The 26,502-nt window shown below is 37.3% G+C and carries 15 protein-coding genes and 7 pseudogenes; 11 read left to right on the top strand and 11 right to left on the bottom strand.

Annotation, left to right across the window (positions count from 1 at the left end):
• Positions 1 to 20: 20 nt before the first annotated feature.
• Positions 21 to 491, top strand: coding sequence for a ribonuclease HI (rnhA, locus tag ARADI_RS13945; protein WP_119712526.1), 471 nt, complete (start codon positions 21 to 23; stop codon positions 489 to 491).
• Here rnhA and ARADI_RS13940 read toward each other — a convergent pair.
• Positions 488 to 1,204, bottom strand: a complete 717-nt coding sequence (locus tag ARADI_RS13940) for a class I SAM-dependent methyltransferase (protein WP_119712408.1) — start codon at positions 1,202 to 1,204, stop codon at positions 488 to 490. The genes rnhA and ARADI_RS13940 overlap by 4 nt on opposite strands.
• A 44-nt stretch (positions 1,205 to 1,248) precedes the next feature.
• Here ARADI_RS13940 and gloB point away from each other — a divergent pair.
• Together gloB and mltD are read left to right on the top strand one after the other, a co-directional pair.
• Positions 1,249 to 2,005, top strand: a pseudogene (gloB, locus tag ARADI_RS21885) (hydroxyacylglutathione hydrolase).
• 89 nt (positions 2,006 to 2,094) lie between these two features.
• Positions 2,095 to 3,457: pseudogene (gene mltD, locus ARADI_RS13930) on the top strand (murein transglycosylase D).
• A gap of 256 nt (positions 3,458 to 3,713) precedes the next feature.
• On the opposite strand, the gene ARADI_RS13925 reads toward mltD, so the two are convergent.
• Positions 3,714 to 3,899, bottom strand: coding sequence for a hypothetical protein (locus ARADI_RS13925; protein WP_202864228.1), 186 nt, complete (start codon positions 3,897 to 3,899; stop codon positions 3,714 to 3,716).
• Between the two features lie 162 nt (positions 3,900 to 4,061).
• On the opposite strand from ARADI_RS13925, the gene ARADI_RS13920 reads away from it, so the two are divergent.
• A complete protein-coding gene (locus ARADI_RS13920; RefSeq protein ID WP_119712407.1) occupies positions 4,062 to 4,976 on the top strand; it encodes a two-partner secretion domain-containing protein in 915 nt (304 codons plus the stop codon).
• 144 nt (positions 4,977 to 5,120) lie between these two features.
• Here the strand turns inward: ARADI_RS13920 and eno are convergent, their stop codons facing one another.
• The 6 genes and pseudogenes from eno to dgt form a co-directional block, all read right to left on the bottom strand.
• The gene (eno, locus tag ARADI_RS13915; RefSeq protein WP_119712406.1) at positions 5,121 to 6,422 is read right to left on the bottom strand and encodes a phosphopyruvate hydratase; all 1,302 of its coding nucleotides are present in this window, start codon (positions 6,420 to 6,422) and stop codon (positions 5,121 to 5,123) included.
• A 54-nt stretch (positions 6,423 to 6,476) separates the two neighbouring features.
• Positions 6,477 to 8,126, bottom strand: a complete 1,650-nt coding sequence (pyrG, locus tag ARADI_RS13910) for a glutamine hydrolyzing CTP synthase (RefSeq protein WP_119712405.1) — start codon at positions 8,124 to 8,126, stop codon at positions 6,477 to 6,479.
• A 225-nt stretch (positions 8,127 to 8,351) separates the two neighbouring features.
• Positions 8,352 to 9,148: pseudogene (gene mazG, locus ARADI_RS13905) on the bottom strand (nucleoside triphosphate pyrophosphohydrolase).
• A gap of 72 nt (positions 9,149 to 9,220) precedes the next feature.
• Positions 9,221 to 11,455: a GTP diphosphokinase gene (gene relA / locus ARADI_RS13900; RefSeq protein ID WP_119712404.1), complete on the bottom strand. Its 2,235-nt coding sequence runs from the start codon at positions 11,453 to 11,455 to the stop codon at positions 9,221 to 9,223.
• 13 nt (positions 11,456 to 11,468) lie between these two features.
• On the bottom strand, positions 11,469 to 12,812 hold the full coding sequence (rlmD, locus tag ARADI_RS13895; RefSeq protein WP_119712403.1) for a 23S rRNA (uracil(1939)-C(5))-methyltransferase RlmD: 1,344 nt from the start codon (positions 12,810 to 12,812) through the stop codon (positions 11,469 to 11,471).
• A 572-nt stretch (positions 12,813 to 13,384) separates the two neighbouring features.
• Positions 13,385 to 14,912, bottom strand: a pseudogene (gene dgt, locus ARADI_RS13890) (dGTPase).
• A gap of 123 nt (positions 14,913 to 15,035) precedes the next feature.
• Between dgt and mtnN the strand changes: the two are divergent.
• Positions 15,036 to 15,749 (top strand): 5'-methylthioadenosine/S-adenosylhomocysteine nucleosidase, encoded by a 714-nt coding sequence (mtnN, locus tag ARADI_RS13885; RefSeq protein WP_119712402.1) that lies wholly within the window; start codon positions 15,036 to 15,038, stop codon positions 15,747 to 15,749.
• Between the two features lie 69 nt (positions 15,750 to 15,818).
• Here the strand turns inward: mtnN and erpA are convergent, their stop codons facing one another.
• On the bottom strand, positions 15,819 to 16,163 hold the full coding sequence (gene erpA, locus ARADI_RS13880) for an iron-sulfur cluster insertion protein ErpA (RefSeq protein ID WP_032116700.1): 345 nt from the start codon (positions 16,161 to 16,163) through the stop codon (positions 15,819 to 15,821).
• 223 nt (positions 16,164 to 16,386) lie between these two features.
• Between erpA and hemL the strand changes: the two genes are divergently transcribed.
• Positions 16,387 to 17,670, top strand: coding sequence for a glutamate-1-semialdehyde 2,1-aminomutase (gene hemL / locus ARADI_RS13875; protein ID WP_119712401.1), 1,284 nt, complete (start codon positions 16,387 to 16,389; stop codon positions 17,668 to 17,670).
• Positions 17,671 to 17,736: 66 nt separating this feature from the next.
• Here the strand turns inward: hemL and mrcB are convergent.
• Positions 17,737 to 20,219 (bottom strand): annotated as a pseudogene (gene mrcB, locus ARADI_RS13870) (bifunctional glycosyl transferase/transpeptidase).
• A gap of 302 nt (positions 20,220 to 20,521) precedes the next feature.
• Between mrcB and sfsA the strand changes: the two are divergent.
• From sfsA to folK, 5 genes and pseudogenes are all read left to right on the top strand, one after another.
• Positions 20,522 to 21,274: pseudogene (gene sfsA, locus ARADI_RS13865) on the top strand (DNA/RNA nuclease SfsA).
• 146 nt (positions 21,275 to 21,420) lie between these two features.
• Positions 21,421 to 21,876, top strand: coding sequence for an RNA polymerase-binding protein DksA (gene dksA, locus ARADI_RS13860; protein ID WP_119712400.1), 456 nt, complete (start codon positions 21,421 to 21,423; stop codon positions 21,874 to 21,876).
• 61 nt (positions 21,877 to 21,937) lie between these two features.
• Positions 21,938 to 22,839 (top strand): annotated as a pseudogene (gene gluQRS / locus ARADI_RS13855) (tRNA glutamyl-Q(34) synthetase GluQRS).
• 314 nt (positions 22,840 to 23,153) lie between these two features.
• Entirely contained in the window at positions 23,154 to 24,494 is a 1,341-nt protein-coding gene (gene pcnB, locus ARADI_RS13850; RefSeq protein ID WP_439647138.1) for a polynucleotide adenylyltransferase PcnB, read from the top strand.
• Positions 24,495 to 24,496: 2 nt separating this feature from the next.
• Complete coding sequence (folK, locus tag ARADI_RS13845) at positions 24,497 to 24,976, top strand: 2-amino-4-hydroxy-6-hydroxymethyldihydropteridine diphosphokinase (protein WP_119712398.1); 480 nt, start codon at positions 24,497 to 24,499, stop codon at positions 24,974 to 24,976.
• 738 nt (positions 24,977 to 25,714) lie between these two features.
• Here the strand turns inward: folK and ARADI_RS13840 are convergent.
• Positions 25,715 to 26,485: an ABC transporter permease gene (locus ARADI_RS13840; protein ID WP_119712397.1), complete on the bottom strand. Its 771-nt coding sequence runs from the start codon at positions 26,483 to 26,485 to the stop codon at positions 25,715 to 25,717.
• Between the last annotated feature and the right edge of the window lie 17 nt (positions 26,486 to 26,502).

Below are 26,502 nucleotides of genomic sequence, written 5' to 3'. Positions count from 1 at the left end.
ATAAAATGAGTTTATCAGAAATGACGAAACAGGTAGAAATTTTCACCGATGGTTCTTGCTTAGGTAATCCAGGCCCAGGCGGTTATGGTATTTTACTACGTTATAATAAACATGAAAAAACATTAAGCAAAGGGTATTTTCGTACCACCAATAATCGTATGGAGTTAATGGCTGCAATTATTGGTTTGGAAACGCTTAAACAACCTTGCCAGGTTATTCTAACGACTGATAGTCAATATGTCCGTCAGGGTATCACCCAATGGATCCACAACTGGAAAAATCGCCAATGGCGACGCGCAGATAAATCACCTGTTTTGAATGTTGATTTATGGCAACGATTAGACGCAGCAATTTCTCGGCACCAAATAGAATGGCACTGGGTCAAAGGCCATGCAGGACATCCAGAAAATGAGCGATGCGATGAATTAGCAAGAAATGCAGCAAATTCACCAACAGAAGAGGATAGCAGCTACCAAACGGAACAAAACTAATGACGTTTGCGGCAACACTTAACAACCCCCATTGTATTACCTATTTTCATGCGGGTGCGCATAAATTTTATGGGTGTTGACGTCAACGGTAACGTTCTTTTACGGGCAATGATAAGATTGATACAACCAGCAAATTGCAAATTTCTATTGATAAAATGATCAGGACTTATCCAGGGTATAATTTGAAAACTTTGTCGCTGCAGTACTTCGTAATTCAATAAGCTCAACCAATCAAGTTGAGGCCAGGTCGAAAACATATGACTACGATAGGGTTGCCGCTTACGCAAAACAGGAATACATTTCCCTAACCCTAACAAACTAAAAGGATTAAAATTAGATAAAATTAGCCAACCATCATCAACCAAAACCCTATCGGCTTCACGCAATAACCAATGTGGGTTAGTACTGTAAGATAGTTGTTGTATCAAAAGACAGGCATCGATCGATTTGTCCTCGAAAGGCATTTCATTAGGATCACCTAATAATTGACAGTTACTTCCGGCTATATTCATGCTAAATTGATGGGTAATTAGCGATGCTTGAGTATCAATCTGTAAACTCAATTGGCCAATTTTTAGTAAATGGAAACCAAATATTTTTGGCCACCATGGTTGTAGCCGCTGGTTCAATGCAATACGATAATACTCTCCCCATGGAATGTCTTCCCAGGAGTCAGGCGTTTTAGACCGTTGAGCAATACGAGCTGATTTCATTGTAATATCCTTCTAACCCTTTAGCTATGAGGCATTATTATATTATGGAGCTTATCAGAATTCCTTCCTTAGTCGATAATTATATATGGCTATTAATCTATCAAGGTAACTGTATTATTGTTGATCCTGGTACTGCTAAGCCAGTGCAGCAATTTTTGCAACAAAATGCTATAAAACCGGTCGCTATTTTACTTACTCACCACCATCATGATCACGTCGATGGCGTCAAAGAATTACAAAAATATTATCCCGAATTAATCGTCTATGGTCCAATGGAAACCAGTAGAACAAAGGAGCAACATGTATCATAAAAGGTGGAGAGCAGCTAAATTTTGCCGGCTTTTCATGGCAAATTTTTGCCGTACCAGGACATACTTTAGGACATGTTGCTTACCATCAAAAACCATATCTATTTTGCGGTGATACCCTATTTTCTGGTGGTTGTGGCCGTATTTTTGAAGGAACAGCTGAACAAATGTATCACTCGCTTGAAACGCTTAAAGCTTTACCTGATGAGACGCTAGTCTGTTGCGCACATTAATATACCGCTGCGAATATGGTATTTGCCAGTTATTTGCTACCCTACAGATGAAGCAATAAAAGCTTATACTTTAGCCGTGAATCAAAAACAAGCCAAAAAACAATCCACACTGCCATCACAACTTAAAGTAGAAAAAAAAGATCAATATCTTCTTAAAATATGACGATCCTTACTTACAAAAAGTATTGGGGTTTTCTCCTGGTACTTGTTCAAATTGTGATGTATTTGCCAAAATTTGCAAACTAAAAGATCGCTTTTAAATTGGTGGTTGTCATTAGCTAACTAGATCAATATCATTCCCTCTTTATTAAACAATTGAATAAATAACAACCTAGGATAGGTTATATTAATGAATACAAAAGCGATACTATGCGCCTCTGTTCTGCTTGTTGGTTGTCAAATGGCACCCAATGAGCAAACACCAGATCCGGCTTCAGCCAATTAAGATATTGAAACTACCACTTGGGAATCAACCTATTTAATAGAAAATGATTTGTGGGGTTATATTAGTAATGAGCTGAAAATGGATATTCCTGATAATGCCAGGATCAGAAATCAAATCTTATTTGGCCAAAGAAAACTATCTGCGGAATGTGACATCACGCGCAGAGCCTTACATGTACTGGATTGTTGAAAAAATTGATCAACGCCACCTGCCAATGGAGCTTGCCCTGGTTCCTATCGTTTAAAGTGCTTTTAATCCCCATGCCACCTCACGGGTTCAGGCTAGAGGTTTATGGCAGATTATTCCATATAACTCGTCAGTTATATGGAATAAAACAAAATAAATGGGTTGATGAACGCAGAGATGTCGCTGCCTCGACTAGTGCAGCACTAAATTTATTTGAACGATTAAATAACCTATTCGACGGTGATTGGCCTCTAACACTTGCTGCTTATAATTTTGGCGAAGGTTGTGTGCTTAATGGCATCAAGAAAAATGAAGAGCTTGGATTACCTACTAATTATTGGTCGTTATCTCTCCCCAAAGAAACAATGAATTATGTACCAAAAATTTTGGCTCTCAGTAATATATTACGCAATAGCAAACAATATGCATTGCAATTACCAACAACCAATAAAAATAACGCGCTTACCCAGGTTAATATAGGCGAACAAATTACCTTACCAGAAGCAGCTAGACTTTCTGGACTGCCGTTAACCACTGTTAAAGCCTATAATCCAAATTTAAAACATCATATAACACCTCCACAGCCGGGCCCTATACTATTATGCTACCAACAGATAAAGCTGATCTCCTTAAGGATGCGCTTTCTGATCAAGACGTATTAAATAGTATTCGCCTTGCTGTTGCCAACAATAATAAACAGATATTAGCCAGACAGCGCGCTATCAGTAATTATAAAGTTAAACGCGGTGAGACTCTTTATCGATTATTGCCAAACGTTTTAATACCACAACCGATAAGCTTAAGTCACTCAATGGCATGAAAACAGCCAACTTGCAGATCGGGCAAACATTAAAAATTAGCGGTAAAAATAGTTATCGTGCACCAACTGTGATTGCTAAAAATAGCGCTTCATCAGGTAAGAAGGGTAAAATAAATATCAAACCTACAAAGTCCGTCAAGGTGATTCCTACTACATATTGCTAAACGCCAAGGCATCGATCTTAAAGATCTGATGAATTGGAACTCTAGCGTCAAAATAACAGATTTAAAACTGGGCATAACGCTGACTATTCACCTCTAATAATATTATGGCAAAATAGCCCTTCGCGCGAAGGGCTATTTTTGCGCATTAATAAAAATTGACGATTATTTCTTTTTATCATTAGGCATTGAGATAATAATTTATCCCACTTGAACTTGTCCGTAGGTCTGGACTGGTAAAATAAAAAATAGAGAATAATAAAAATCAAACTAATAATAAATGCAGCCGATCCAGCTCTATTCCAGGTATCTTGTACAAGTTTAAAGGTTTTTACATCACTATAATTACCATTATGTCATGCCCACTCATTCCCTTTAATACCACATACAAACATCCAAATAAAATTAAATAATGGAATAATACACAGCAGTGGCCAGTAAGTTCGATTGCCAAATCCCCAAAAAATACTAAACATAAAAGCGCCCCAATTCCACTGCTTAACACCTTCCGGTATTGTTTTTGTTTGGACCTGATTTTCCATAATTTTCTCCTAAAAATAACAAGTAAAAAGCAACTGAAATATAGTCTATTTTATTATCAAATCAAATTTTCTTTTTTATTGTATTTAATATTTTACTATAAATAAAAAATAAATAATTACTTAATTAACTTTAAAAAAATAAAAATACTAAAAGGAACAATAATGGACTATTACTCAATTTTATTCAAATTAGGTTTAAAAATTCTATTGTTTACTTTAATTACTGCTAATAAATTTATTTATGCCAATACTTCTACGGTTGATATTGCAAAACCACTAGAAAATGGCATTTCATACAATACATTTTCTGAACTTCCTTTCACTCAAAGTGGCATTAGCTTTAATAATGATATCCAATCAAATCCAATACTAGACAATACAGCAGCTAAGATTATTATCGCAGAAATTACTAGAGATAAGCCCTCTAATCTACAAGGCACAATCGGCATTAAAGGAACCATTGTAGGTCTAATTATTGCCAATCCTAATGGGATCAGTTGGAAAAATGGTAAAACAGATAATGTCAAAAGTCTGTCGCTTATCGCAGGTAAACTGGAAATCCCGACGGAAAAAACGTTACAACAGCTGAAAAGTCTAAAATTCATTACCACAATAGGTAGTAGCATTAATTTAACTGACGATAGAGAAAATTCCTTGTCCAGCAATAACCTGGCGAATATTGAGGCTAAAATTAATATTGCTAAACTTAATCTTTTTGCCGATAAAATCATCATCAACAATAATATAACCCTAGATGCCGCACAGCGGCACTACCTTACAGCAACTGGTGCAATATCCTATAGCCTTCGCCAAGCTAACATTAAACTTAAGCACCTAATCAAACCGGATACTAATCTAACTTATTTACACTATATCCAGCTTAAACTTAGCAAGCAGACTACTGTCAAAGGGCAAAGTATTATTCTGGAAAGCCACCCTTATCAATGTAGTAATAGTTATTCATACAAAAATAATAATATCCAATTAGACGGCTCGCTGATCGCACAAAATTTTTCCCTACGCGGTAATAGTCTATTTGAAAATTCAGGATCGCTAATTCTTGGCCGGCAACCATGATAAATAAATTGATAATATTAATAAACAAGTTGCCTTATTAAGCCACAATAAAAGCATAAAAGAGACCCAAGGATTATTCATAAAAAAGGCGAGATAACAATAAGTCTCTCGCCTTTAATATATGATTAATCAATAACAGTAAATTTAAGCCTGGCCTTTAACTTCTTTTAGACCATTAAAAGGCGCTTTTTCACCTAACACTTCTTCAATACGGATTAATTGATTATATTTAGCAACTCGATCAGAACGGCTCATTGAACCTGTTTTGATCTGGCCCGCTGCTGTTCCTACTGCCAAATCTGCAATTGTAGCATCTTCAGTTTCACCTGAACGATGTGAGATAACCGCAGTGTAGCCGGCATCTTTTGCCATTTTAATTGCTGCTAAAGTTTCGGTTAAACTACCAATCTGATTGAATTTAATTAAAATAGAATTAGCAATTCCTTTTTCAATGCCTTCTTGCAAAATCTTGGTATTAGTAACAAATAAATCATCACCAACTAATTGAATTTTGTCTGCTAACACTTTAGTCTGGTAGACGAAACCATCCCAATCTGACTCATTAAGAGCATCTTCAATAGAAACGATAGGATATTGTTTGGTTAATTCTTCGAGATAGTGGGTAAATTCTTGTGAAGTAAAAGTTTTGCCTTCACTTTTCAGTTCATAATTACCCGTTTCCTGGTTGTAAAATTCTGAGGCGGCACAATCCATTGCTAAAGTAATATCTTTACCTAACTCATAACCTGCTGCTTCAACGGCGTCCTTAATTGCGGCTAAAGCTGCGGCATTAGATTCCAAATTTGGTGCATAGCCACCTTCATCGCCGACCGCTGTATTCATCCCTTTGGCTTTTAACACTTTTGCCAAGTGGTGAAAAACTTCTGAGCCCATCCGAACTGCTTCTTTCAAGCTTTTTGCACCTACTGGCTGGATCATAAACTCTTGAATATCAACATTGTTATACGCATGTTCGCCACCATTGATAATATTCATCATTGGTAAAGGCATAGAGAATTTACCCGGTGTGCCATTCAATTCAGCAATATGCTCATATAAAGGCATACCTTTCGCTGCCGCAGCCGCTTTTGCATTAGCCAGAGAAACGGCCAAAATCGCATTAGCACCGAATTTAGATTTATTTTCTGTACCGTCTAATTCGATCATAATTTTATCGATATTAGCCTGATTTTTGGCATCTTGGTCGATCAATGCATCAGCAATTGGGCCATTTACTGCTGCAACTGCCTTCAAAACACCTTTACCTAAAAAGCGATCTTTATCACCATCACGTAGCTCCAATGCTTCTCGTGAACCGGTCGATGCGCCCGATGGCGCCGCTGCTAAACCAACAAATCCGCCTTCTAAATGAACCTCTGCTTCAACAGTCGGATTACCACGGGAGTCGATGATTTCACGCCCGATGACTTTAACAATTTTGGACATTAAATTTTCCTCAGTACAAGTTAAATTTCAGCCAATGGTAACAAATTGATACCATTAACCCATATCTCTTTTCAGCTGGTCTTGCTGATATTCCTTTGCGGCTTTAATAAAACCAGCAAATAACGGATGGCCATCCCTTGGTGTCGAAGTAAATTCAGGATGAAACTGACAAGCGACAAACCAAGGATGGTTAGGATCCTCGATAATTTCCACCAGCTTATTGTCCGCTGAGCGTCCTGCAATACGTAAACCCGCTTTTTCAATACGCGCCAAAAGCTTACCATTGACTTCATAACGGTGGCGATGCCGCTCCATAATTGTGTCGCTATTGTACAACTCACGGACTTTACTACCTTTCTCTAAACGGCATAATTGGCTACCTACTCGCATCGTACCGCCAAGATCACTCTTCTCATTACGAACTTTAATACTACCACTGTCATCAGACCATTCCGTAATTAAAGCAACAACCGGATATGGACAATCTAGCGAAAATTCTGTTGAGTTTGCCCCTTCCATACCAGCAACATGACGGGCATATTCAATCAGAGCAACTTGCATTCCCAGGCAAATACCCAAATAAGGAATATTATTTTCACGTGCGTAGCATGCTGCCATAATTTTCCCTTCGACACCACGTTCACCAAAACCACCTGGAACCAGAATAGCATCAAGTTTTTTTAATAGTTCGGTACCACGCGCTTCAATATCTTCAGAATCAATTAGCTTGATATTCACTGTTAAACGATTTTTTAAACCGCCATGTTTTAACGCTTCAATAATCGATTTATACGCGTCAGGTAACTCTATATATTTACCTACCATGCCAATAATTACCTTACCTACCGGATTGGCTTGCGCATCAATAACCTGTTCCCATTTAGACAAATCAGCTGCTGGGCAGGTAAGTTCAAATTTCTTACAAATATAATCATCTAGCTGCTGAGATTTCAATAATGCAGGAATTTTATAAATTGAATCAACATCTTCTAATGAAATAACTGCTTCTTTCGGTACATTGCAGAAAAGCGCAATTTTAGCCCGTTCATTAACCGGAATAACCCGATCTGAACGGCAAATTAGAACGTCTGGTTGAATACCAATAGAAAGAAGTTCTTTTACTGAATGTTGGGTTGGTTTGGTTTTAACTTCACCTGCGGCAGGTAAATAAGGCACTAAAGTAAGATGCAGGAAAAGAGTGTGTTTACGACCAACATCAACCGCTAATTGACGAATTGCTTCCAGAAACGGTAAAGATTCAATATCGCCTACTGTGCCACCAACTTCAACCAAAACGATATCGTGACCTTCTCCGCCACGAATAATCCGGTTTTTGATCTCATCAGTAATATGAGGAATAATTTGAATGGTTTCGCCCAAATAATCACCACGACGCTCTTTACGCAATACTTCAGAGTATACGCGACCGGCTGTGAAATTATTACGGCATGTCATTTTAGTACGAATAAAACGTTCATAATGGCCCAGATCAAGATCAGTTTCTGCACCATCTTCGGTAACAAAAACTTCTCCATGTTGGATTGGGCTCATCGTGCCTGGATCAACATTAATATAAGGATCCAGTTTCATAATAGTAACATTCAGTCCACGCGCTTCAAGTATAGCAGCCAAAGAAGCTGCGGCGATGCCTTTGCCCAGAGAGGATACTACCCCGCCGGTTACAAAAATATAATTTGTTTTCATGCTAAACCTGAAAATTTAGGTGTAAAAGGCGATGAATATAACATGACGGGAAAGCAGTATACCCTAACCTTAAATCTGCTACAAATGTTCTAAACCTATTAAGGTTAACTTTCATCAATAATCTTTCAATATCAAGAATTATCTTATGCAAATTCCTGGCAATAAATAGCTACTCGATTATAACATCCTAACTAACTACTTAATCCATTCAGCTAAAAATAATAATCACTCTTTTTTAATTTGTTGCCAAAGTTTTTCCATTTCATCTAGTGTAGCATCTTCTAATGAACCGCTTTTGTTTAAGATCAGTTTTTCTACTCGGCGAAAACGGCATTCAAATTTACGACACGCTTTTTGTAATGCTAATTCAGGTTCATGACCAAGATGGCGCGATAAATTAACCACCCCAAAAAGTAAATCGCCAATTTCTTCTTCAATATGTGATTGGCTTGGTTCAAGGCTTATTTATTTCTGCCAAAACCTCTTCAATTTCTTCATGAACTTTGACTAATACCGGAGCAAATTTGTCCCTATCAAAACCAACCGCTGCAAAGCGTTTTTGCATTTTGTTGGCTTTCATTAATACAGGTAGTACTTGTGGAATATCATCTAAAACTGAATGCTGATTTTTTGTGGTCCGTTCTTTGACTTTATTTTTTTCCCAATCATATATTGCCTTATCGCTATTAATAATCGATTGTCCAGCAAAAATATGAGGATGACGTGATATTAACTTTTGACTGACGATTTGGCAGATTTCATTAAAATCGAATAATTTTTGTTCTTTTGCAATCTGGACATAAAAAACAATATGAAACAGTAAATCACACCCAATTCTTCTTTTAAAGCAGCAAAATCTTGTCGTTCAATAGCATCAACAACTTCATAAGTTTCCTCCAGCGTGTATAAGGCGCTATTGTGGCAATAGATTGCACTTTATCCCATGTACAACCACGCTCAGGATCACGTAACTGAGTCATAATCAATAACAATTGTTCTATTGCAGCTGAGTCCGTTTGCATGTTATTTCCATCCGAAGTTAATAAAGTTTAAAAACCAATCAATGCGCCGCTTGCTAAAACATGATGTTATAGTTACGACTTAATATAACGTTTAGCCTCAAATACATCAGGGAGTTGATTTAATTTCGCTAAAATATGACCTAAAACAGGTAAATGATTGATTTCAATATTTAAATCGATAGTCGCCAATTGTTGTTTAACATCACTACGACTACTAACACTTAGAACATTTACTTTTTCATTAGCAAGAATAGTCGTAATATCTCTTAATAACCCACTACGATCATTAGCAATAATTCTCAGACCTAATGAATAACCACTAGCGTAGTTTTCACCCCAAATAGCATCGACAATTCTTTCTGGTGCATGCAATTGTAGCTCAATCAGTTGCTCACAATCGATACAATGGATCGAAATACCTCGACCTTTAGTAATAAAACCAACAATATCATCACCAGGAATTGGCTGACAGCAACGAGCAATGTGGTGCATCAAGTTGCCAACCCCTTCTACCACAATTCTACCACTATCTTTTACTGGCAAGCGGATAGAGGATATTTTAGCTTCCAGTATTTTTAACGCGGCACGGTCTGCTTCTTCGGCAGTGGTTTGGCTAAACTTATTCTGTAAAAAATTTACCAGTTGATTAATACGAATATCACCAACACCAATACCTGCCAATACTTCATCTAATGAGTTAACGTTGTAGCGTGTTAATAACAACTTTTCCGCCTCTCTTATACTTATCGCCAGTTGATTAAGTTCGTTATCTAATATTTGTCGCCCTGCCTGGATATTCTTATCACGATCCTGCTTACGAAACCAATTGTGGATCTTAGCCCGACTGCGCTTTGTCGTAATATAGCCTAAATTTGGATTAAGCCAGTCACGGCTAGGATTAGGATATTTTTGCGTAATAATTTCAATTTGATCACCCATCTGTAAGTGATAACTAAAAGGAACAATACGGCCTCTGATCTTAGCGCAAATACAGCGATGACCGACGTCACTATGAATATGGTAGGCAAAATCAAGTGGAGTTGAGCCAGCAGGCAAATCAATGACATCACCTTTAGGTGTAAAAACATATACACGATCATCAAAAACCTGGCTACGAACCTCATCAAGCATTTCCCCTGAATCAGCCATCTCTTCCTGCCAAGCTATCAATTTTCTTAACCAAACAATACGATTTTCATAGCTACTGCCTTTACCTGTTATTACCGCACTTTCTTTATATTTCCAATGGGCAGCAATACCTAATTCAGCATTTTCGTGCATTTGTCGGGTTCGGATTTGTACTTCAATCGCTTTATCATTTGGCCCTAATACCACAGTATGAATGGATTGATAGCCATTCGGTTTAGGATTAGCAACATAATCATCAAATTCATCAGGTAAATGACGAAAATGGGTATGCACAATACCTAATGCAGCGTAACAATCCTGTAAACGTTCAACGATAATACGCACAGCGCGCACATCAAACAGTTCATCAAAGGCCAGGTATTTTTTTTGCATCTTCCGCCAGATGCTATATATATGCTTCGGGCGGCCATAAATTTCTGCAGTAATACTTTCCTGTAGCATAAAATGTCGTAATGAAAAAACAAAATCATCAATATATCGTTCACGATCGATACGACGTTCATGGAGTAATTCAGCAATCTTTTTATATTCATCCTGGTGTAAATAATGAAAACAGAAATCTTCTAACTCCCATTTTAATTGTCCAATGCCTAAACGGTTGGCCAAAGGAGCATATATATTTAAGCACTCTTTTGCTGCTAAGACTCTTTCCTCTTCAGAGCGTTCCCTTACCTCACGTAAATGGGCAATACGTTCTGCTATCTTAATCACCACGCAACGAAAATCTTCCACCATTGCGAGCAACATCCGACGAATATTATCTACCTGGGTAGAACTTTTTTCGCCTAATTTGCTAGCATTCAATTGGCGAATGGCATCCATCTCCATCACACCTTTAACCAATCCTTGAATCGATTTACCAAACTCAATATTAATAATTTCATTAGTGACAATTTTGGCATCAACTAAGGGAAACAGCATTGCCGAAAGCAGACTATCGAGATCCATGCTTAATGTTGACAGTATTTCGCTCATCTCGATGCCACGCCATAGCAGTAATTGACGATTTTCATGTTGCTGAACTTTGCTATAGCAGTAATGCCAAAGTTCAATTAATTTTTGTTCTGAGTCACTGTTGGTAAGTTTGAGACTAGCAACCCACTTACCAACGGCAAATTCGCCTGCAGATGTCAAATGAGCGCTTCTAATTGCAACCATAATCTTTCCTTGCCTATTTGCTTAAATCGCGACAAAAAAGTGCCATAGACCCTAGATGACTATTATGCGGGAACATAACTAACATCCTGACACTCATAAGTTGATAACCGGCTGTAAGTAATTGTTGACTATCTTTTACTAATGTCGTTGGGTTACAGGAGATATAGACAACCCGTTCTGGTTTGAATTTGATAATATGTGGCATTACGCCCATAGCACCGGCGCGTTCAGGATCTAATAAGATTTTGTTAAAACCGATTTTTGCCCAAGGTTGACAATCTATGTCAAACTCGAGATCAGCTTGATAAAACTCAACGTTGGTTAATTGATTTAAACTAGCGTTATACCGTCCTTGCGCCACCAATTCAGCGACGCCTTCAACACCAACAACAGCATTAACATGACGTGCAATAGGTAAGGTAAAATTACCCATGCCACAAAATAGATCCAGAACCCTATCTTGCGGCTCAAGCGCTAACCAATCCAACGCTTGAGCAACCATTTTTCTATTAATTTCAGGATTTACTTGAATAAAATTCTGTGGATCAAATGTCAATTTCACATTCTCAATAGAATAATAAGACTCACTATCATTACTTGCCAAACTAACAAGTTTGAGCCGATTGGCACTATTATCAACCAAATAAACATTGAGATTATAGCGCCTGGCAAAAGCAGTTAATAATATTTTATCATTAGTAGTTAACGGCTTAAGATGACGCAAAATAACACTCACTCCGTTATCTACATTAACAAGCTCAACATAACCTAAATGTTTAACTGCTGCCAATTTGTTTAAACAGTCAGCAACAGGAAGTGATAATTTTTCTAGTTCTGGCCGTAATACAGGACACATTTTCAGCTCAACTAACACATTTGATTGGCTCTGACGAAAACCCATGCGTAAACGACGCTCTGCAGGCTGGTATTGAAGACCAAACCGCGCTCTACGGCGATCTCCATACTCACTACCTGCAATAACTGGCAATGATTTTACCGCACTGCCCGTTTCACGTTGAAATAAATATTCTAACCTACTGATTTTCACAGCATGTTGAAGAGCCGGCATCACATGTTGTTGTTGGCAACCACTACAGATGCCAAAATGACGACATAAAGGCGGCACCCGATCAAGACTATCAGTTAATCGTTTGCTCACTTTTGCCTTGGCAAATTGCCTTTTCTCTTCTTTAAGTTGAATTTGTGCTTGCTCACCAGGAAGTAAATCAGTAATAAAAATTATTATTTTTCCTTGATAATGCGCAACACCTTTCCCCTTAACATCAAAACTTTCAGCTATTATTGTCAAATTATCCGATTTAACTTTACGCTGCTTTGAAGAATAAAATTGTACCATATCATTAAAGGTATAAAATTTTGTTAGTCTATTAATAAAGAAACTGCCATCTCATATATTATCGGAAAATTAAGTTCACTTTATTCATTATTCTCAATGAGGATAAAGAATAGTATCACATCTCGAAGCAATTGATGTAGATTATCCACCATTAAATTGTTAATTATTTATAATTTAAAGAAATAAAGCAATAGATTTATTTATTTTTGTAAAAAAATAAAAATAAAAAAACAATGAAATAAATTCTCAAAAATCAAATAAACCAATATAATAATTGCTAAATAATGTTATAAATTTATAGCATAATGAAGTTTATTAAAATTTCAATTTCTGAATTATGTTATAACTAAATTGTTATCTAATTTCTAATAATAAATGTTATCAAAATCACTTTAATTATATAAATAGAGTAATTTAGATTACAATGGTTTTTAAATTCAAAACATTTTTTACTTATCAGACCTTAAATCGATATTTAATTAATATGTTTATTCTAAAGCATTACTTAAAATATTTTTCAATCTATATATTTAAACAATGCTTATTTTCGTTATTTAATAACATAACATTTTTTAATTTTTCACTGTAAATTTTCGATATTCCTGATAAGCATAATGATCTGTCATACCGCTAATGTAGTCTTGCATAAGACGCGCTCGATAATAAAATTCTAATATATCTTTTTCTGTCTCATCAGTAGTACAAATTCCTTCAATGGTTTCACCATAAGCTAAACAATGTTTAGTTGATAATTTATGCAATAGACGTGTTTCGATGAAAGACTTCTTGTGATACTTATCTTGATAAAGCTGAGTAAAATCAGCACGTGGCATTAATAATAATGGGCGATAAAAGTTTAGTAAACCACTAATTATTCGATAACCTTGTAATTCTAATTGTTCAACTTCCGGGTGCGTAAATACATGTTTATAGGCAACACCTTTCAATACCTCCAAGAGATGATGTTCATCACTTTTATCTTCTAATAATGCCCTATTAAAACTTCCAGCATAAATTTCAGTTAAATGTTTAATAAAACAATGAGCACTATACGACGCCAATTTACTAATAATATTAACTCTAAGATACATAAAAAATTGATCTTGCTTGCTACGTCTTGTTTCATTGTGATTAATACTTTTGTAAGCTTTTTCTACTGTCTGTTCAAATAAATCACCTTTTGCTTTTTTACCTGTCTCCAGCCAACCTTGCCGTAAATATTCCAACAGCTTATCAACACTGAAAATACCTTTTTCTAATGCATCATCCAAATCAGCAATGCAATAAGAGATATCATCTGCCGCTTCCATAATGTAGGAAAGCGGGAAACGACAATATGGCTGCATATCTAACTGACGGTACAACTCTTTGATAAAACTATCTTCTGACCAATAATAGCCCGGTTTTTTAGTTAAATAATCAAAATCTTTAGGGATTTTATCCAGTTGATAAGCACCTTTAGTATATTTTAGGATTGAGCCAATTCGGGCATAAGTCAGGTTCAACTTTAACAATTGATGGATCATTCTAAGTCCCTGAGCATGACCTTCAAATTGACAAAGATCTTTACGTAATCGGCGACGAAGCAAATCCTTGTTAGGTTCATTTGTTAGTTATAGAAAATTAATTCGGCATTGATCTATAGCCTTTGATTCAGTAGAAATAAATTCAGCGTCAAGTAATGTTGAAAACCAGCTCTTAATGACGGCTTCACCAAAATGACCAAAAGGTGGGTTGCCAATATCATGCATTAAACATGCTATTTCAATCAAACTTTCAAACGCATCAAGGCGCTCAGAGAGACCATAAGTTGCCAGCAATTTCTTTTTTTTTCAATTGGCTTATCACAGTCTTTGCAATAAAACGACCAATTTGCTGCACTTCTAACGAATGCGTTAGACGACTTCGAACCGCTGCATTTTGTTCTAAAGGAAAGACTTGAGTCTTCTGTTGTAATCGGCGTATTGCGGCAGAATTAATAATGCGCCCTCGATCACTTTCAAATTGACGATTAACTTGTTCCTCATTCTTTGCATCAACATTGTAATCACTATATTTACGAAGAAAATTGAGCTTTTGCCTAAAATCAATCTTCGACATTTCCCCTCCCGATGATGAAATATCCCCAGCTAATGGATCACAATTAACTTTTTTTCTCTTTTGAATGTTACAATGACAAAGATCTGACAACATGTCTAATTAATCAACTATGAGTATGACACAATGAAAGTTGCAATAATAGGTGCAATGGAGCAAGAGGTGGCATTATTGCGCGAGCAAATCAATGCTCAGTTGACATTATCACGGGCTGGCTGCGAAATTTACCGCGGAAAATTTGATGATCTTGATATCGCATTATTAAAATCAGGCATTGGTAAAGTTTCTGTGGCAATGGGAACAACATTACTAATAGAACATTTTGCCTCTGAATTTATTATTAACACTGGCTCAGCCGGTGGGTTAGTACCTACTTTACAGGTTGGTGATATCGTGGTTTCAACTGAAGTTTGCTATCATGATGTCAATATTACCGCCTTTGGTTACCAGCCAGGCCAAATGGCACAATGTCCGGGCACATTTAAAGCGGATAAAAAATTACAAGAACTGGCCGAAAAGTGTATTGAAAAATTAGATTTGCATGCTGTTCGCGGTTTGATTTGTAGTGGTGATAGCTTTATTAATGGCGCAAAAGAGCTAACCTCTATTCGCCAAACTTTTCCTACTGCCATCGCTGTTGAAATGGAAAGCGCAGCAATTGGTCATGTATGTTATCAATTTGATATCCCATTCGTTGTTGTGCGTACAATTTCTGATGTCGCTGATAAAGATTCTCATCTATCTTTTGAGGAATTTTTGCCTGTCGCGGCTCGTCAATCAAGCCTATTGGTACAAACTATGCTGGCTAATTTAGCTAACTCAAGCCAAAACCGTAAATGAGCTATGAACAACCATTTCGGCTAGATCCCCATACTAAGGGTTATTAATTACCCTTAGTAAGTTAAGCGATTAAATACTAAATGAAGAACCACAACCACAAGTTGTTTTTGCATTTGGATTGGTTACCACAAACCGTGACCCTTCTAATCCTTCAATATAATCAACACAACCGCCAACCAGATACTGTAAACTCATAGGATCAACGATCAGTTCGACGCCTTGCTTTTCAATCGTTAAATCACCTTCATTCATTTTATCATCAAAGGTGAAACCATATTGAAAACCACTACAGCCTCCACCAGTAATATAGACGCGCAAACGCAAATTAGGATTTTCTTCATCCGCAATCAACGCTTTAACTTTATTCGCTGCAGCATCAGTAAACTGTATAGGCAGTGCAGTATCATTACTCATTTCTAACTCCGGGCCGACATGCCAATCAATAGACGCAGGAAGCATCAATACTTCACTGGACAAGGAATGATTATCTAACAGCCGGCCAATTGATTCAAGATCCAGCCGAAATTAACTGATTTAAAAAAATTCTCGCTACATTTCATTTGCTATTTGGTTTACTACCAATACTGCTTTAAAATATGAGCAAAATTTCTGCTGGACCAATGCTTGGAGTTATTTAATGAGTCAATCTGAAATACTTTACCTAAAAGCCAAAAAATTTATTCCTGGCGGTGTCAATTCACCGGTTCGGGCGTTTAATGGTGTTGGCGACTATCCATTATTTATTCAGCGAGCTGACGGTGCTTATATTTATGATATTGATGGCAAAGCTTATATCGATTACGTAGGTTCTTGGGGGCCGATGATTTTAGGTCATAATCACCCCACAATTAAGCAAGCGGTCATCCAAGCGGCAGAAAATGGCCTGAGTTTTGGTGCCCCGACTGCCATTGAAGTAACAATGGCAGAAATTATTAGTCAACTTATTCCATCCATCGAAATGGTTCGTATGGTAAATTCAGGCACAGAAGCCACAATGAGTGCCATACGGCTTGCTCGCGGTTATACAAGGCGTGACAAGATTATTAAATTTGAAGGCTGTTATCATGGACATGCCGACTGCCTATTAGTTAAAGCAGGCTCAGGCGCTTTAACCTTTGGTCAACCTAATTCTCCTGGCGTTCCCGCTGATGTTGCCAAACATACTCTTACCTGTACATTTAATGATTTAGATTCAGTTCGGCGTACTTTTGCCCAATATCCGCAAGAAATCGCTGCTATCATTGTAGAGCCAGTAGCAGGCAATATGAATTGTATTCTACCTGAGGCTGAATTCCTGTCTGGACTACGTACATTATGCAATCAATTTGGCGCGCTATTAATCATCGACGAAGTGATGACCGGCTTTCGGGTTGCCTTAGGCGGCGCACAAGCACATTATCAAGTTAAACCTGATTTGACCTGTTTAGGTAAAATAATTGGCGGGGGTATGCCTGTTGGCGCATTCGGTGGCCGCCGCGAATTGATGGAAAAACTCGCTCCAATAGGACCAATTTATCAAGCCGGTACCTTATCCGGCAACCCATTAGCGATGGCAGCAGGCCTTGCTTGCCTAACTGAAGTTGCTAAACCCAATACCCATAAACGCTTAGCAGAACTGACGAAAAAACTTGTTATAGGCTTACAAGAAAAAGCGCAACAAGCTGCTATTCCGTTGGTTGTTAATCATGTTAGTGGCATGTTTGGTCTATTTTTTACAGCAGCACCACAAGTTAACTGCTATCAGGATGTCATGCAATATGATATTGAGAAATTTAAGCAATTCTTCCATTTCATGTTAGACGAAGGCGTTTATTTGGCACCTTCTGCCTTTGAGGCGGGTTTCATGTCCATTGCGCATAGTGATGAAGATATTGATCGCACAATTAAAGCAGCAGAAAATGCTTTTAATAAGATGAACTAATCATTTATTAAACCATAAAAAACCGGCGCCAATTTTTTAGCATAGCGCCGGTTTACTAGATTTTTATTACTGTCCAAACATCTCTTTCACCCAAGCAGGCACATCATTACTTTTGCTCTGCTGTTCATTTAAGTTCAGGTTTGGCTTCAATACTTGTGTACCCCTTGCTGACATAAAGCTTGAGGATCCTCTGTCCATACTAGCAAAATACGATCTCCACCACCTGCGCAATTAAAACTGCCATCGATATTCACTCGCATCTGCATAATTCCATCAGGCGCGCGATTATCCAATGCCAATGGAGTCTGATTTTCTAAATAACGACGGTATAGATGTAATGCACCACTTGCACCAGTAAGATTTGTCGGACCATTATTATCACGACCAGCCCAAGCAATCGCCACTTCCTTACCATCGATACCAGCAAACCAACTATCGCGTAGATCATTTGTTGTTCCGGTCTTACCGGCTAAGTGATATTGAGCAAATTTATTCATTAATGAACGAGATGTTCCGCGCTCAACCACTTGTTGCATACCATAAAGCGTTAGATAAGCTGCCTGCGGAGATACTGCCCGCTCTGCAGATGGATAACTTTGATAAAGTTCATTGCCATCACCATCAATCACGGAGCGTAATGCCGATAATGCAGCTCGATTGCCGCCGCCACTAATGGTTTGAAACATTTGCGCCGTTTCCATTGGCGTTAAGTTCAAGGCGCCTAATAACATTGCTGGCACTTTTTCTATCGCATCACTTGGCACACCAAGACTTACTAATACTTTACTAACCTGATCCAAGCCAACACTCAAGCCAACATTTACCGTCGGAATATTCAGCGAGCTGGCCAAAGCATCAATCAACATGACCTGCCCCCGAAAACGGTGATCATAATTTCTCGGTTCCCATATTTGATTATCAAATTTGACGCTAATCGGCTCGTCAAGTACCCAAGTATTTAAACGAAAACGGTCTGGTTCACTTAATGCGGTGAGATAAGTTGACGGCTTAGCCAGTGAACCAATTGAGCGGCGAGCATTTAACGCTCGGTTAAAACCAGAATATTGTGGTTGTGAGCCACCGACCATAGCGCGAACTTCACCATTAATACGGTCAACAATCACCATTGCGCCTTCCAGATCAGGCAACTTACGTGTTTTACGTAAATCAGCTATCCCCTGTTCGACGGCATTTTCAGCCGCTTGCTGCGAGACTGGATCTAAAGTAGTAAAGATTTTAGCTCCAGAAAGGTTATTTACTCTATCGCCCAATTTTTCAACTAATTCTTGTCGAACGAGCTTCATAAAGGCGGGTTGAGGTATCAAAACACCGCTTCTGGGTTTAACGCCTAAAGGACGAGCACTCAATATATTATACATTTCATGATCGATAGTTTCGCGCGTCTCCAACAGCTTTAACACTAAATTGCGACGTTCTAGCGCTAATTTAGGGTTACGCCATGGGTTATATAGTGATGCTCCCTTCACCATACCGACTAATAACGCTTGTTGATCAATACTCAGCTCATCGATTGGACGACCAAAATAGTAGAGGCTAGCAAGGGGAAAACCCCGAATTTGGTCATCGCCGCTTTGTCCTAAATAAACTTCATTTAAGTACAGTTCAAGAATACGTTCTTTGCTATAGCGAGAATCCATTAAAATCGCCATATAAGCTTCATTGATTTTACGTATTAACGTTCTTTCGTTACTTAAAAATAAGTTTTTAACTAATTGTTGAGTTAGCGTACTGCCACCCTGAACGGTCTTACCGGCCATTAAATTAGCAATAACCGCACGCCCAATAGAATAAATACTTACCCCATCATGCTCATAAAAATGTCGGTCTTCAGTTTCAAGTAATATTTTGACTAAAGAATCAGGAAAATCTGCTCTCGGCAAGACTAAACGTTGCTCATTGTTCGCCGATTGCATCATAGTGATAAGTTTAGGATCTAGTCGAAAAAAACCAAACGAACGCCCATTTTCCATATTAGTAATATTGGTAAGCCGAGCATGATCAAAACTTAATTTAGCTAAAATCTGTTCTTCTATTTGATCAGGAAAGGAAAATGGCCGGCGTAACATTTCTATTGTGTTATCTTTAACAATATACTCACCAGGTAAAGTAATTTTATTTACCTGGCGATATTGTATCCCATCTAATAATCGAATCATCTCTTCTTTACTGTAATTCATCCCCGGTTCGAGATTAACCATTCGGCCATAAACTGTGGCTGGTAGATCCCAAACTTTACCATCAAGACGATCACTGATTTTCTGATATAAATAGATACCATAGACACCAACTAACAATGCCAAGACTATGGCAATTTTGACAAACGACCAAAACCAACGCCATCTATTCTTAGGTGGCCGAGACTTATTGTCTTTACTCGCCATTAGTTCTTCTTCCTCGTTGTCATCAAGATCTTCATACTCATAATCATAGTTGTCTAACCGATTATTTTGATGAGATTTTGACTTTTTACCAGTGGGCTTTTTCTTAGATCTGCGCCCAATAGGTTCATAATTATCTTTGTCATGCATGGTATAAAATCAATCTTTATTTACTATTAGTTTATTTTTAGCCCAACAGTTTAATCATAACTTACAGATATTTCTTTCATATATCTCATTAAAATAGCGTTTTTATCATAATTAAATAATAAATATACGCTAAATAGTAGTTTTATATTCTGATGATAACATTATTACCACTATCATATTAAATGAAGACTATCTCTATCCATTAATTTATATGAAAAAGCAACAATTATTAACTTTTAGAGCCAAATATTGTAGCATTGCTTTGCCTTTAGCCGTGTCTATCACAACCGGAGTAGCTAGCAATGTATTGGTTCCCGCCACTAGAATCAGCCCAATTAGTAAAGCGTTATAAACGTTTTCTTGCTGATGTTATTACACCCGCAGGTAAATTACTAACCATTCATTGCGCCAATACAGGTGCGATGACAGGCTGTACAACACCCGGAGACACAGTTTGGTACTCAACATCTAATAATATTAAGCGAAAATATCCACATAGCTGGGAATTGACACAAACACAAACTGGCGATTGGATGTGTGTTAACACACATCGAGCAAATGATTTAATTAGTCAATTTATAGCGGAAAATAAAATTCCGGAATTATCCGATTATGATAACATTAGCCGGGAAGTGAAATATGGCGACGAAAATAGTCGAATCGATCTCCTTCTAAAGAAAAAATAGCAAGTTAATTGCTATATTGAAGTAAAATCAGTCACCTTACTAGAAAATAATATCGGTTATTTTCCTGATGCTGTTACAATAAGAGGACAAAAACATTTACGTGAACTATCCTTGATAGCCGAACGAGGCGAAAGAGCAGTTTTGTTCTTTGCCGTACTTCATACTGGTATAAAGAAAATGTCCGTTGCAAGCCATATTGATTGTCAATATGCTGCGCTCTTACAGCAAGCAACAAATGTTGGTATTGAAATACTCTGCTATCAGATTAAAATATCAGAAAAAGGGCTAGCAATGGATAAAAAATACCATTTATTCAATAAACCAAGCTATTATATTCTTTTAGGCAAAATTCGTTTTACATACAAATAAAGGCAGATAACACGCGCATCACCCTGGTACAGTAAAACGAATTGTAAGAACCATTGCCAAGTTTAGAGTGTTCTGTTATTTATAGCGGCCTTATTTTTTCCCCCTTGAGGGTTTCTTTTGAATATTGCGTGTGTAGGAGAAGCATTATGCAAGAAGGGCAAAAACCTAAAACCTCGTCCTTAAGCATTCTCGCCATCGCTGGGGTAGATCCTTACCAAGAAAAGTCTGGCGAAGAGTACATGAACGATGCCCAATTGGCACATTTTAAGCGCATTCTCGAAACATGGCGCAATCAACTCAGAGATGAAGTCGACCGCACTGTAACTCATATGCAGGATGAAGCGGCAAATTTCCCTGATCCCGTTGATAGAGCGGTACAGGAAGAGGAATTTAGCCTTGAGTTACGTAATCGCGATCGCGAACGTAAATTGATTAAAAAAATCGAGAAGACGTTAAAAAAAGTTGATGATGAAGATTTTGGTTATTGTGAAAGCTGTGGGATTGAAATTGGTATCCGCCGCTTAGAAGCTCGTCCAACAGCTGATTTATGCATTGATTGCAAAACATTAGCTGAAATGCGTGAAAAACAGATGGCGGGTTAGCCAATCATCTTACACCATAAAAATACGGTACACAAAAGTGTACCGTATCCTTTTGAAATAAATGAGTAATTCAATAATTACTAGCATTCCACCTTATATTGGACGCTTTGCTCCGTCACCCACAGGTGATCTCCCTTTTGGCTCGTTAGTTACTACGCTTGGTAGCTACCTACAAGCTAAAAAAAAGCAAGGAAAGTGGTATGTTAGGATCGATGACATCGATACCACTAGAGAAGTGCCGGGTGCTGCTTCTCGCATTTTAAAAACATTAGACCATTATGGCTTACATTGGGATGGTAAAATAATCTATCAATCACAACGCCATGATATTTACTGTGACATTTTAACTCAGCTAAAGCAGTACCATGGCTGCTATTACTGTAGCTGTACCCGCCAACGTATTAATACTATTGGTGGTTATTACGACGCTCATTGTCGCAATCTTGGTTTATCTTGTTCTGCCGCAGCTTTGAGAATAATACAGTCAAAACCGGTGTATGATTTTTATGATCAATTACAAGGTGATTATGTAGCGCCTTGCTCTTTGGCAGAAGAAGATTTCATTATTGTTCGAAAAGATAATTTATTTGCTTATAATCTTGTTGTCGTTATTGACGATCATGACCAAGGTATTACCGAAGTTGTTCGTGGTGCAGATCTCATTGCGCCAACCGTTAGACAAATTTCTCTCTATCGCTATCTGGCTTTTCCGCAACCCGATTATGTGTATTTACCACTAGTATTAAATCGTTCTCATAATAAACTTTCTAAACAAAATCATACCCGCCGCTGCCAATGAATGATCCAAGGCCTATTTTAGTTGACGCTCTAAATTTTTTATCACAAACAACTATTATTAATTGGCAAGACCTTAGTACTGAACAATTACTTAGTCAGGCTGTGCAAAATTGGCAATTAGATAGCATTCAACCAGGCGGGAGAATTGTTACCTATTATGATTAATTAGTAATTTTTATCCTACTTAGGCATTCTCAAAAAAAATCCTATAAGATATGATTAATTATTAGTATTTATTTTTTTAACTAAAATCGCATTAGATATCGAGGTGTATTATTTTTACCCGGGTAGCCAATTTCTGTCGTAATTTATTGATACGAGAAGAAAAAAACAATCGAAATAAACAGAAATCTTATGATAGTTCTGCGACTGATACAAAGTCCAAAACTAAGGTAAAAGCTTTACTAACAAAAAGATATCGGAGTACAAAAACCATTAAAAGTGCTCAATTAGCAGATAAATTTACACCCGATTCTGCTATAAATACTTCAATATCCATAGTTCCGCGCGATAAGCATCCTATTTCGCGAAGAGACATCAGTGACAATGCACTGAAAGTGCTTTATCGTCTAAATAATGCTGGCTATGAAGCCTATCTGGTCGGTGGTAGCGTCAGAGATTTACTATTAGGTAAAAAACCTAAAGACTTTGACGTTACTACAAATGCGACACCTGAACAAATTCGCAAATTATTTCGTAATTGTCGTTTAGTCGGACGCCGTTTTCGTTTAGCGCATATCATGTTTGGTTATGAAATCATCGAAGTTGCTACTTTTCGTGGTTCTCATGAACAAACTGATACTAATAATAAAGATATGGCTCACCAGGCACAAAGTGGTATGTTACTGCGAGATAATATTTTTGGTAACATTGAAGACGATGCCATTCGACGCGACTTTACCATCAATAGCCTTTATTACCGAATTAACGATTTTACCCTACGCGATTATGTTGGTGGATTTGAGGATCTAAAAAACGGCACTATTCGTTTAATAGGTGATCCAAAAATTCGTTATCGAGAAGATCCCGTTAGGATGCTACGCGCTATTCGATTTGCCTGCAAACTGAATATGCAAATTGATGTTGAAACTGCCAAGCCTATTCCACAACTGGCATTTTTATTAAAAGACATTCCTTCTGCACGTCTATTTGAAGAGTCGCTCAAATTACTTCAGACTGGTCAAGGTTATCAAACCTATCAACAACTAAGGCGTTATAGTCTCTTTCAATCATTGTTTCCGTTAGTTGAACGACACTTCACCGCCAATGATGATTCACCGATGGAACTTATCATTAATCAGGTGCTGCAAAATACTGATTATCGAATAAAAAATAATAAACGCGTTAATCCTGCATTCTTATTTTCTACCATGTTATGGTATCCACTGGTAGAACATGCCGAAAGGCTTTCTCAGGAAAGTGGCTTACCCTATTACGAAGCTTTCGCGATCGCAATGAATGATATCCTCGATGAACAATACCGTTCTATCGCTATCCCTAAACGGCTTACTTCAACAATGCGCGATATCTGGCAGCTACAATTACGACTACCACGGCGCCAAGGGAAAAAAGCAGATAAGCTACTTGAACATCCAAAATTTCGCGCAGCGTTTGATCTCCTGGAGCTACGAGCCAACGTGGAACAACGACGTGAATTAGAAGAACTGGCTCATTGGTGGGCTGAGTTTCAACAAGCCAATAACAACCTACAGCATGAAATGATCTCAGAGCTAGGAAATATACCGACTCATCGTCGTAACTGGACACGTCGTCGAAATCACACCAACTGTAAACCGATAAAACACAACAGAGTTAATTAAATATGCAACGTGTTTATATCGCCATTGCCAGCAATCTAGATGACCCCTTACAACAAGTACAAAGTGCCATTAGAGAATTGCAGCAATTACCGAATACCAAACCAATTGCCGTTTCTTCTTTCTATCGCTCTAAACCTATGGGGCCACAAGATCAACCTGACTATCTCAATGCCGTTATCGCGTTAGATACTGAGTTATTGCCAGAAACCCTACTTGGACATACCCAATCGATTGAATTAATGCATGGTAGAGTGCGTAAAGCCGATCGTTGGGGGCCAAGAACTCTTGATTTGGATATTATATTATATGGCCAACAGGTTATTCAGACAACGCAGTTAACTATCCCTCATTATGGCCTTAAAGAACGAGAATTTGTGCTTTATCCCTTAGCAGAAATTGCCCCTCAGCTACGCTTTCCGGATGGTGAATTACTCAGTGATAGATTGCAGCAGGTTGCTAAAAATGAGATGATTTTATGGTAATTTAGCCAATGATTCAATTGGCTATGGGCAAGCTATATATCGATCGTAATATTTAATAATAAAATTTCATTAATAATGAAATTGTTACCGTAAATTAAACACTGCATAACTTAAAAAATAAACTTCCATTTTAAAATTGAACACGATTAGTAACCAACAACCGTAGGTAATAAACTATTAATTGTATGCAACTAATATTGTCAGAAAAAATGAATAGGTAACTAAAATGAGATTTAAATGAAAAAATTTTCGAGAAAAATAATTAACATCTGGTAATAGCAAAGGTATTAATGGTTGCCATTATACTATACCGTTGCTAAAAAAGAGTTGGACTTAACTTATGTTAGTGTAATAATTTAAAATATTCACCAGCTTACAGTAAAAAAATTAACAGCATAAAATAAAAAAATAGATAGTTTTTAAAATAAAACAAATAATCGACGTTTATAAACTTTTTACAGTTAAAAAATTAAATTCAAATTATAATAGAAAACAAATTACTATAGAAATAGATAAACTACTATCGGTTCCAACACCTTAAAATTAAGCTGAATTTTTTTATTATTTTTATTTACGCCTGCCACACGACACGCCATTATAAACTTTTACCATTATCTATAAAACTAAGCAACATTATCAGAAAAAACAAAAACCATAACAGCAACATAAAGAAAATTCAGCAGAAGCGCTAAAAAATAGCTCAATTCCTTATATATTTATCGCACTGTGCACTAGTGATTACGTTCTTAATCCTCGTCCTTTTTCAATTAAGTACCAAGTTATGGTATATAAGATAACAATGAAAATCACTAATACTGATAAGGTAATAGATAATTCAACATCGCTAATGCCAAGAAATCCATAACGTAACCCGCTGATCATATAGACAATCGGATTAAGCTTAGATACCATTTGCCAAAATTCAGGCAAAAGTGACAAAGAATAAAAAACACCACCTAAATACGTTAATGGTGTTAAGACAAAGGTAGGAATAATGCTAATATCATCAAATGTTTTGGCAAATATCGCGTTCACCAATCCAGCTAATGAAAATAAAATTGCTATCATTAATACAGTAATAATTACCACCCATAATGAATAAATATGTAATGGGACAAAAAAGAGCGAAACCAAGGTGACCAAAAGACCAACCAATACCCCTCTAACAACTCCACCGCCAACAAAACCAATTATCACAATATGGGTGGGAACTGGAGAAACCAGCAATTCTTCAATGCTTTTTTGGAATTTTGCACCAAAAAAAGAAGAGCAAACATTAGCATAAGCGTTAGTGATCACTGACATCATAATCAAGCCAGGAACAATAAACTGCATGTAATTAACGCCATCCATATTGCCAATTCTTGAACCAATTAAACTACCAAAGATAATAAAATAGAGCGACATAGTGATCACTGGTGGTAGTAAAGTTTGTACCCAAATACGCGCAAAACGTGTTATTTCTTTAATCCAGATGGTTTTCATCGCCACCCAGTAGAGCTGAGTCATCTATTTTCCCCTTACTT

It is taken from the genome of Arsenophonus endosymbiont of Aleurodicus floccissimus (assembly GCF_900343025.1).
Classification (GTDB): domain Bacteria; phylum Pseudomonadota; class Gammaproteobacteria; order Enterobacterales; family Enterobacteriaceae; genus Arsenophonus.
This window is presented reverse-complemented; position numbering and strand designations above follow the sequence as displayed.

Excerpts from the sequence above, each read along its gene's own strand:
- eno (WP_119712406.1), bottom strand. The coding sequence starts at position 6,422 with ATGTCCAAAATTGTTAAAGTCATCGGGCGTGAAATCATCGACTCCCGT.
- hemL (WP_119712401.1), top strand. The coding sequence starts at position 16,387 with ATGAGTCAATCTGAAATACTTTACCTAAAAGCCAAAAAATTTATTCCT.
- rlmD (WP_119712403.1), bottom strand. The coding sequence starts at position 12,812 with ATGGTACAATTTTATTCTTCAAAGCAGCGTAAAGTTAAATCGGATAAT.
- rnhA (WP_119712526.1), top strand. The coding sequence starts at position 21 with ATGACGAAACAGGTAGAAATTTTCACCGATGGTTCTTGCTTAGGTAAT.
- relA (WP_119712404.1), bottom strand. The coding sequence starts at position 11,455 with ATGGTTGCAATTAGAAGCGCTCATTTGACATCTGCAGGCGAATTTGCC.
- erpA (WP_032116700.1), bottom strand. The coding sequence starts at position 16,163 with ATGAGTAATGATACTGCACTGCCTATACAGTTTACTGATGCTGCAGCG.
- ARADI_RS13840 (WP_119712397.1), bottom strand. The coding sequence starts at position 26,485 with ATGACTCAGCTCTACTGGGTGGCGATGAAAACCATCTGGATTAAAGAA.
- folK (WP_119712398.1), top strand. The coding sequence starts at position 24,497 with ATGCAACGTGTTTATATCGCCATTGCCAGCAATCTAGATGACCCCTTA.
- pyrG (WP_119712405.1), bottom strand. The coding sequence starts at position 8,126 with ATGAAAACAAATTATATTTTTGTAACCGGCGGGGTAGTATCCTCTCTG.
- ARADI_RS13925 (WP_202864228.1), bottom strand. The coding sequence starts at position 3,899 with ATGGAAAATCAGGTCCAAACAAAAACAATACCGGAAGGTGTTAAGCAG.
- ARADI_RS13940 (WP_119712408.1), bottom strand. The coding sequence starts at position 1,204 with ATGAAATCAGCTCGTATTGCTCAACGGTCTAAAACGCCTGACTCCTGG.
- dksA (WP_119712400.1), top strand. The coding sequence starts at position 21,421 with ATGCAAGAAGGGCAAAAACCTAAAACCTCGTCCTTAAGCATTCTCGCC.
- ARADI_RS13920 (WP_119712407.1), top strand. The coding sequence starts at position 4,062 with ATGGACTATTACTCAATTTTATTCAAATTAGGTTTAAAAATTCTATTG.
- mtnN (WP_119712402.1), top strand. The coding sequence starts at position 15,036 with ATGAAAGTTGCAATAATAGGTGCAATGGAGCAAGAGGTGGCATTATTG.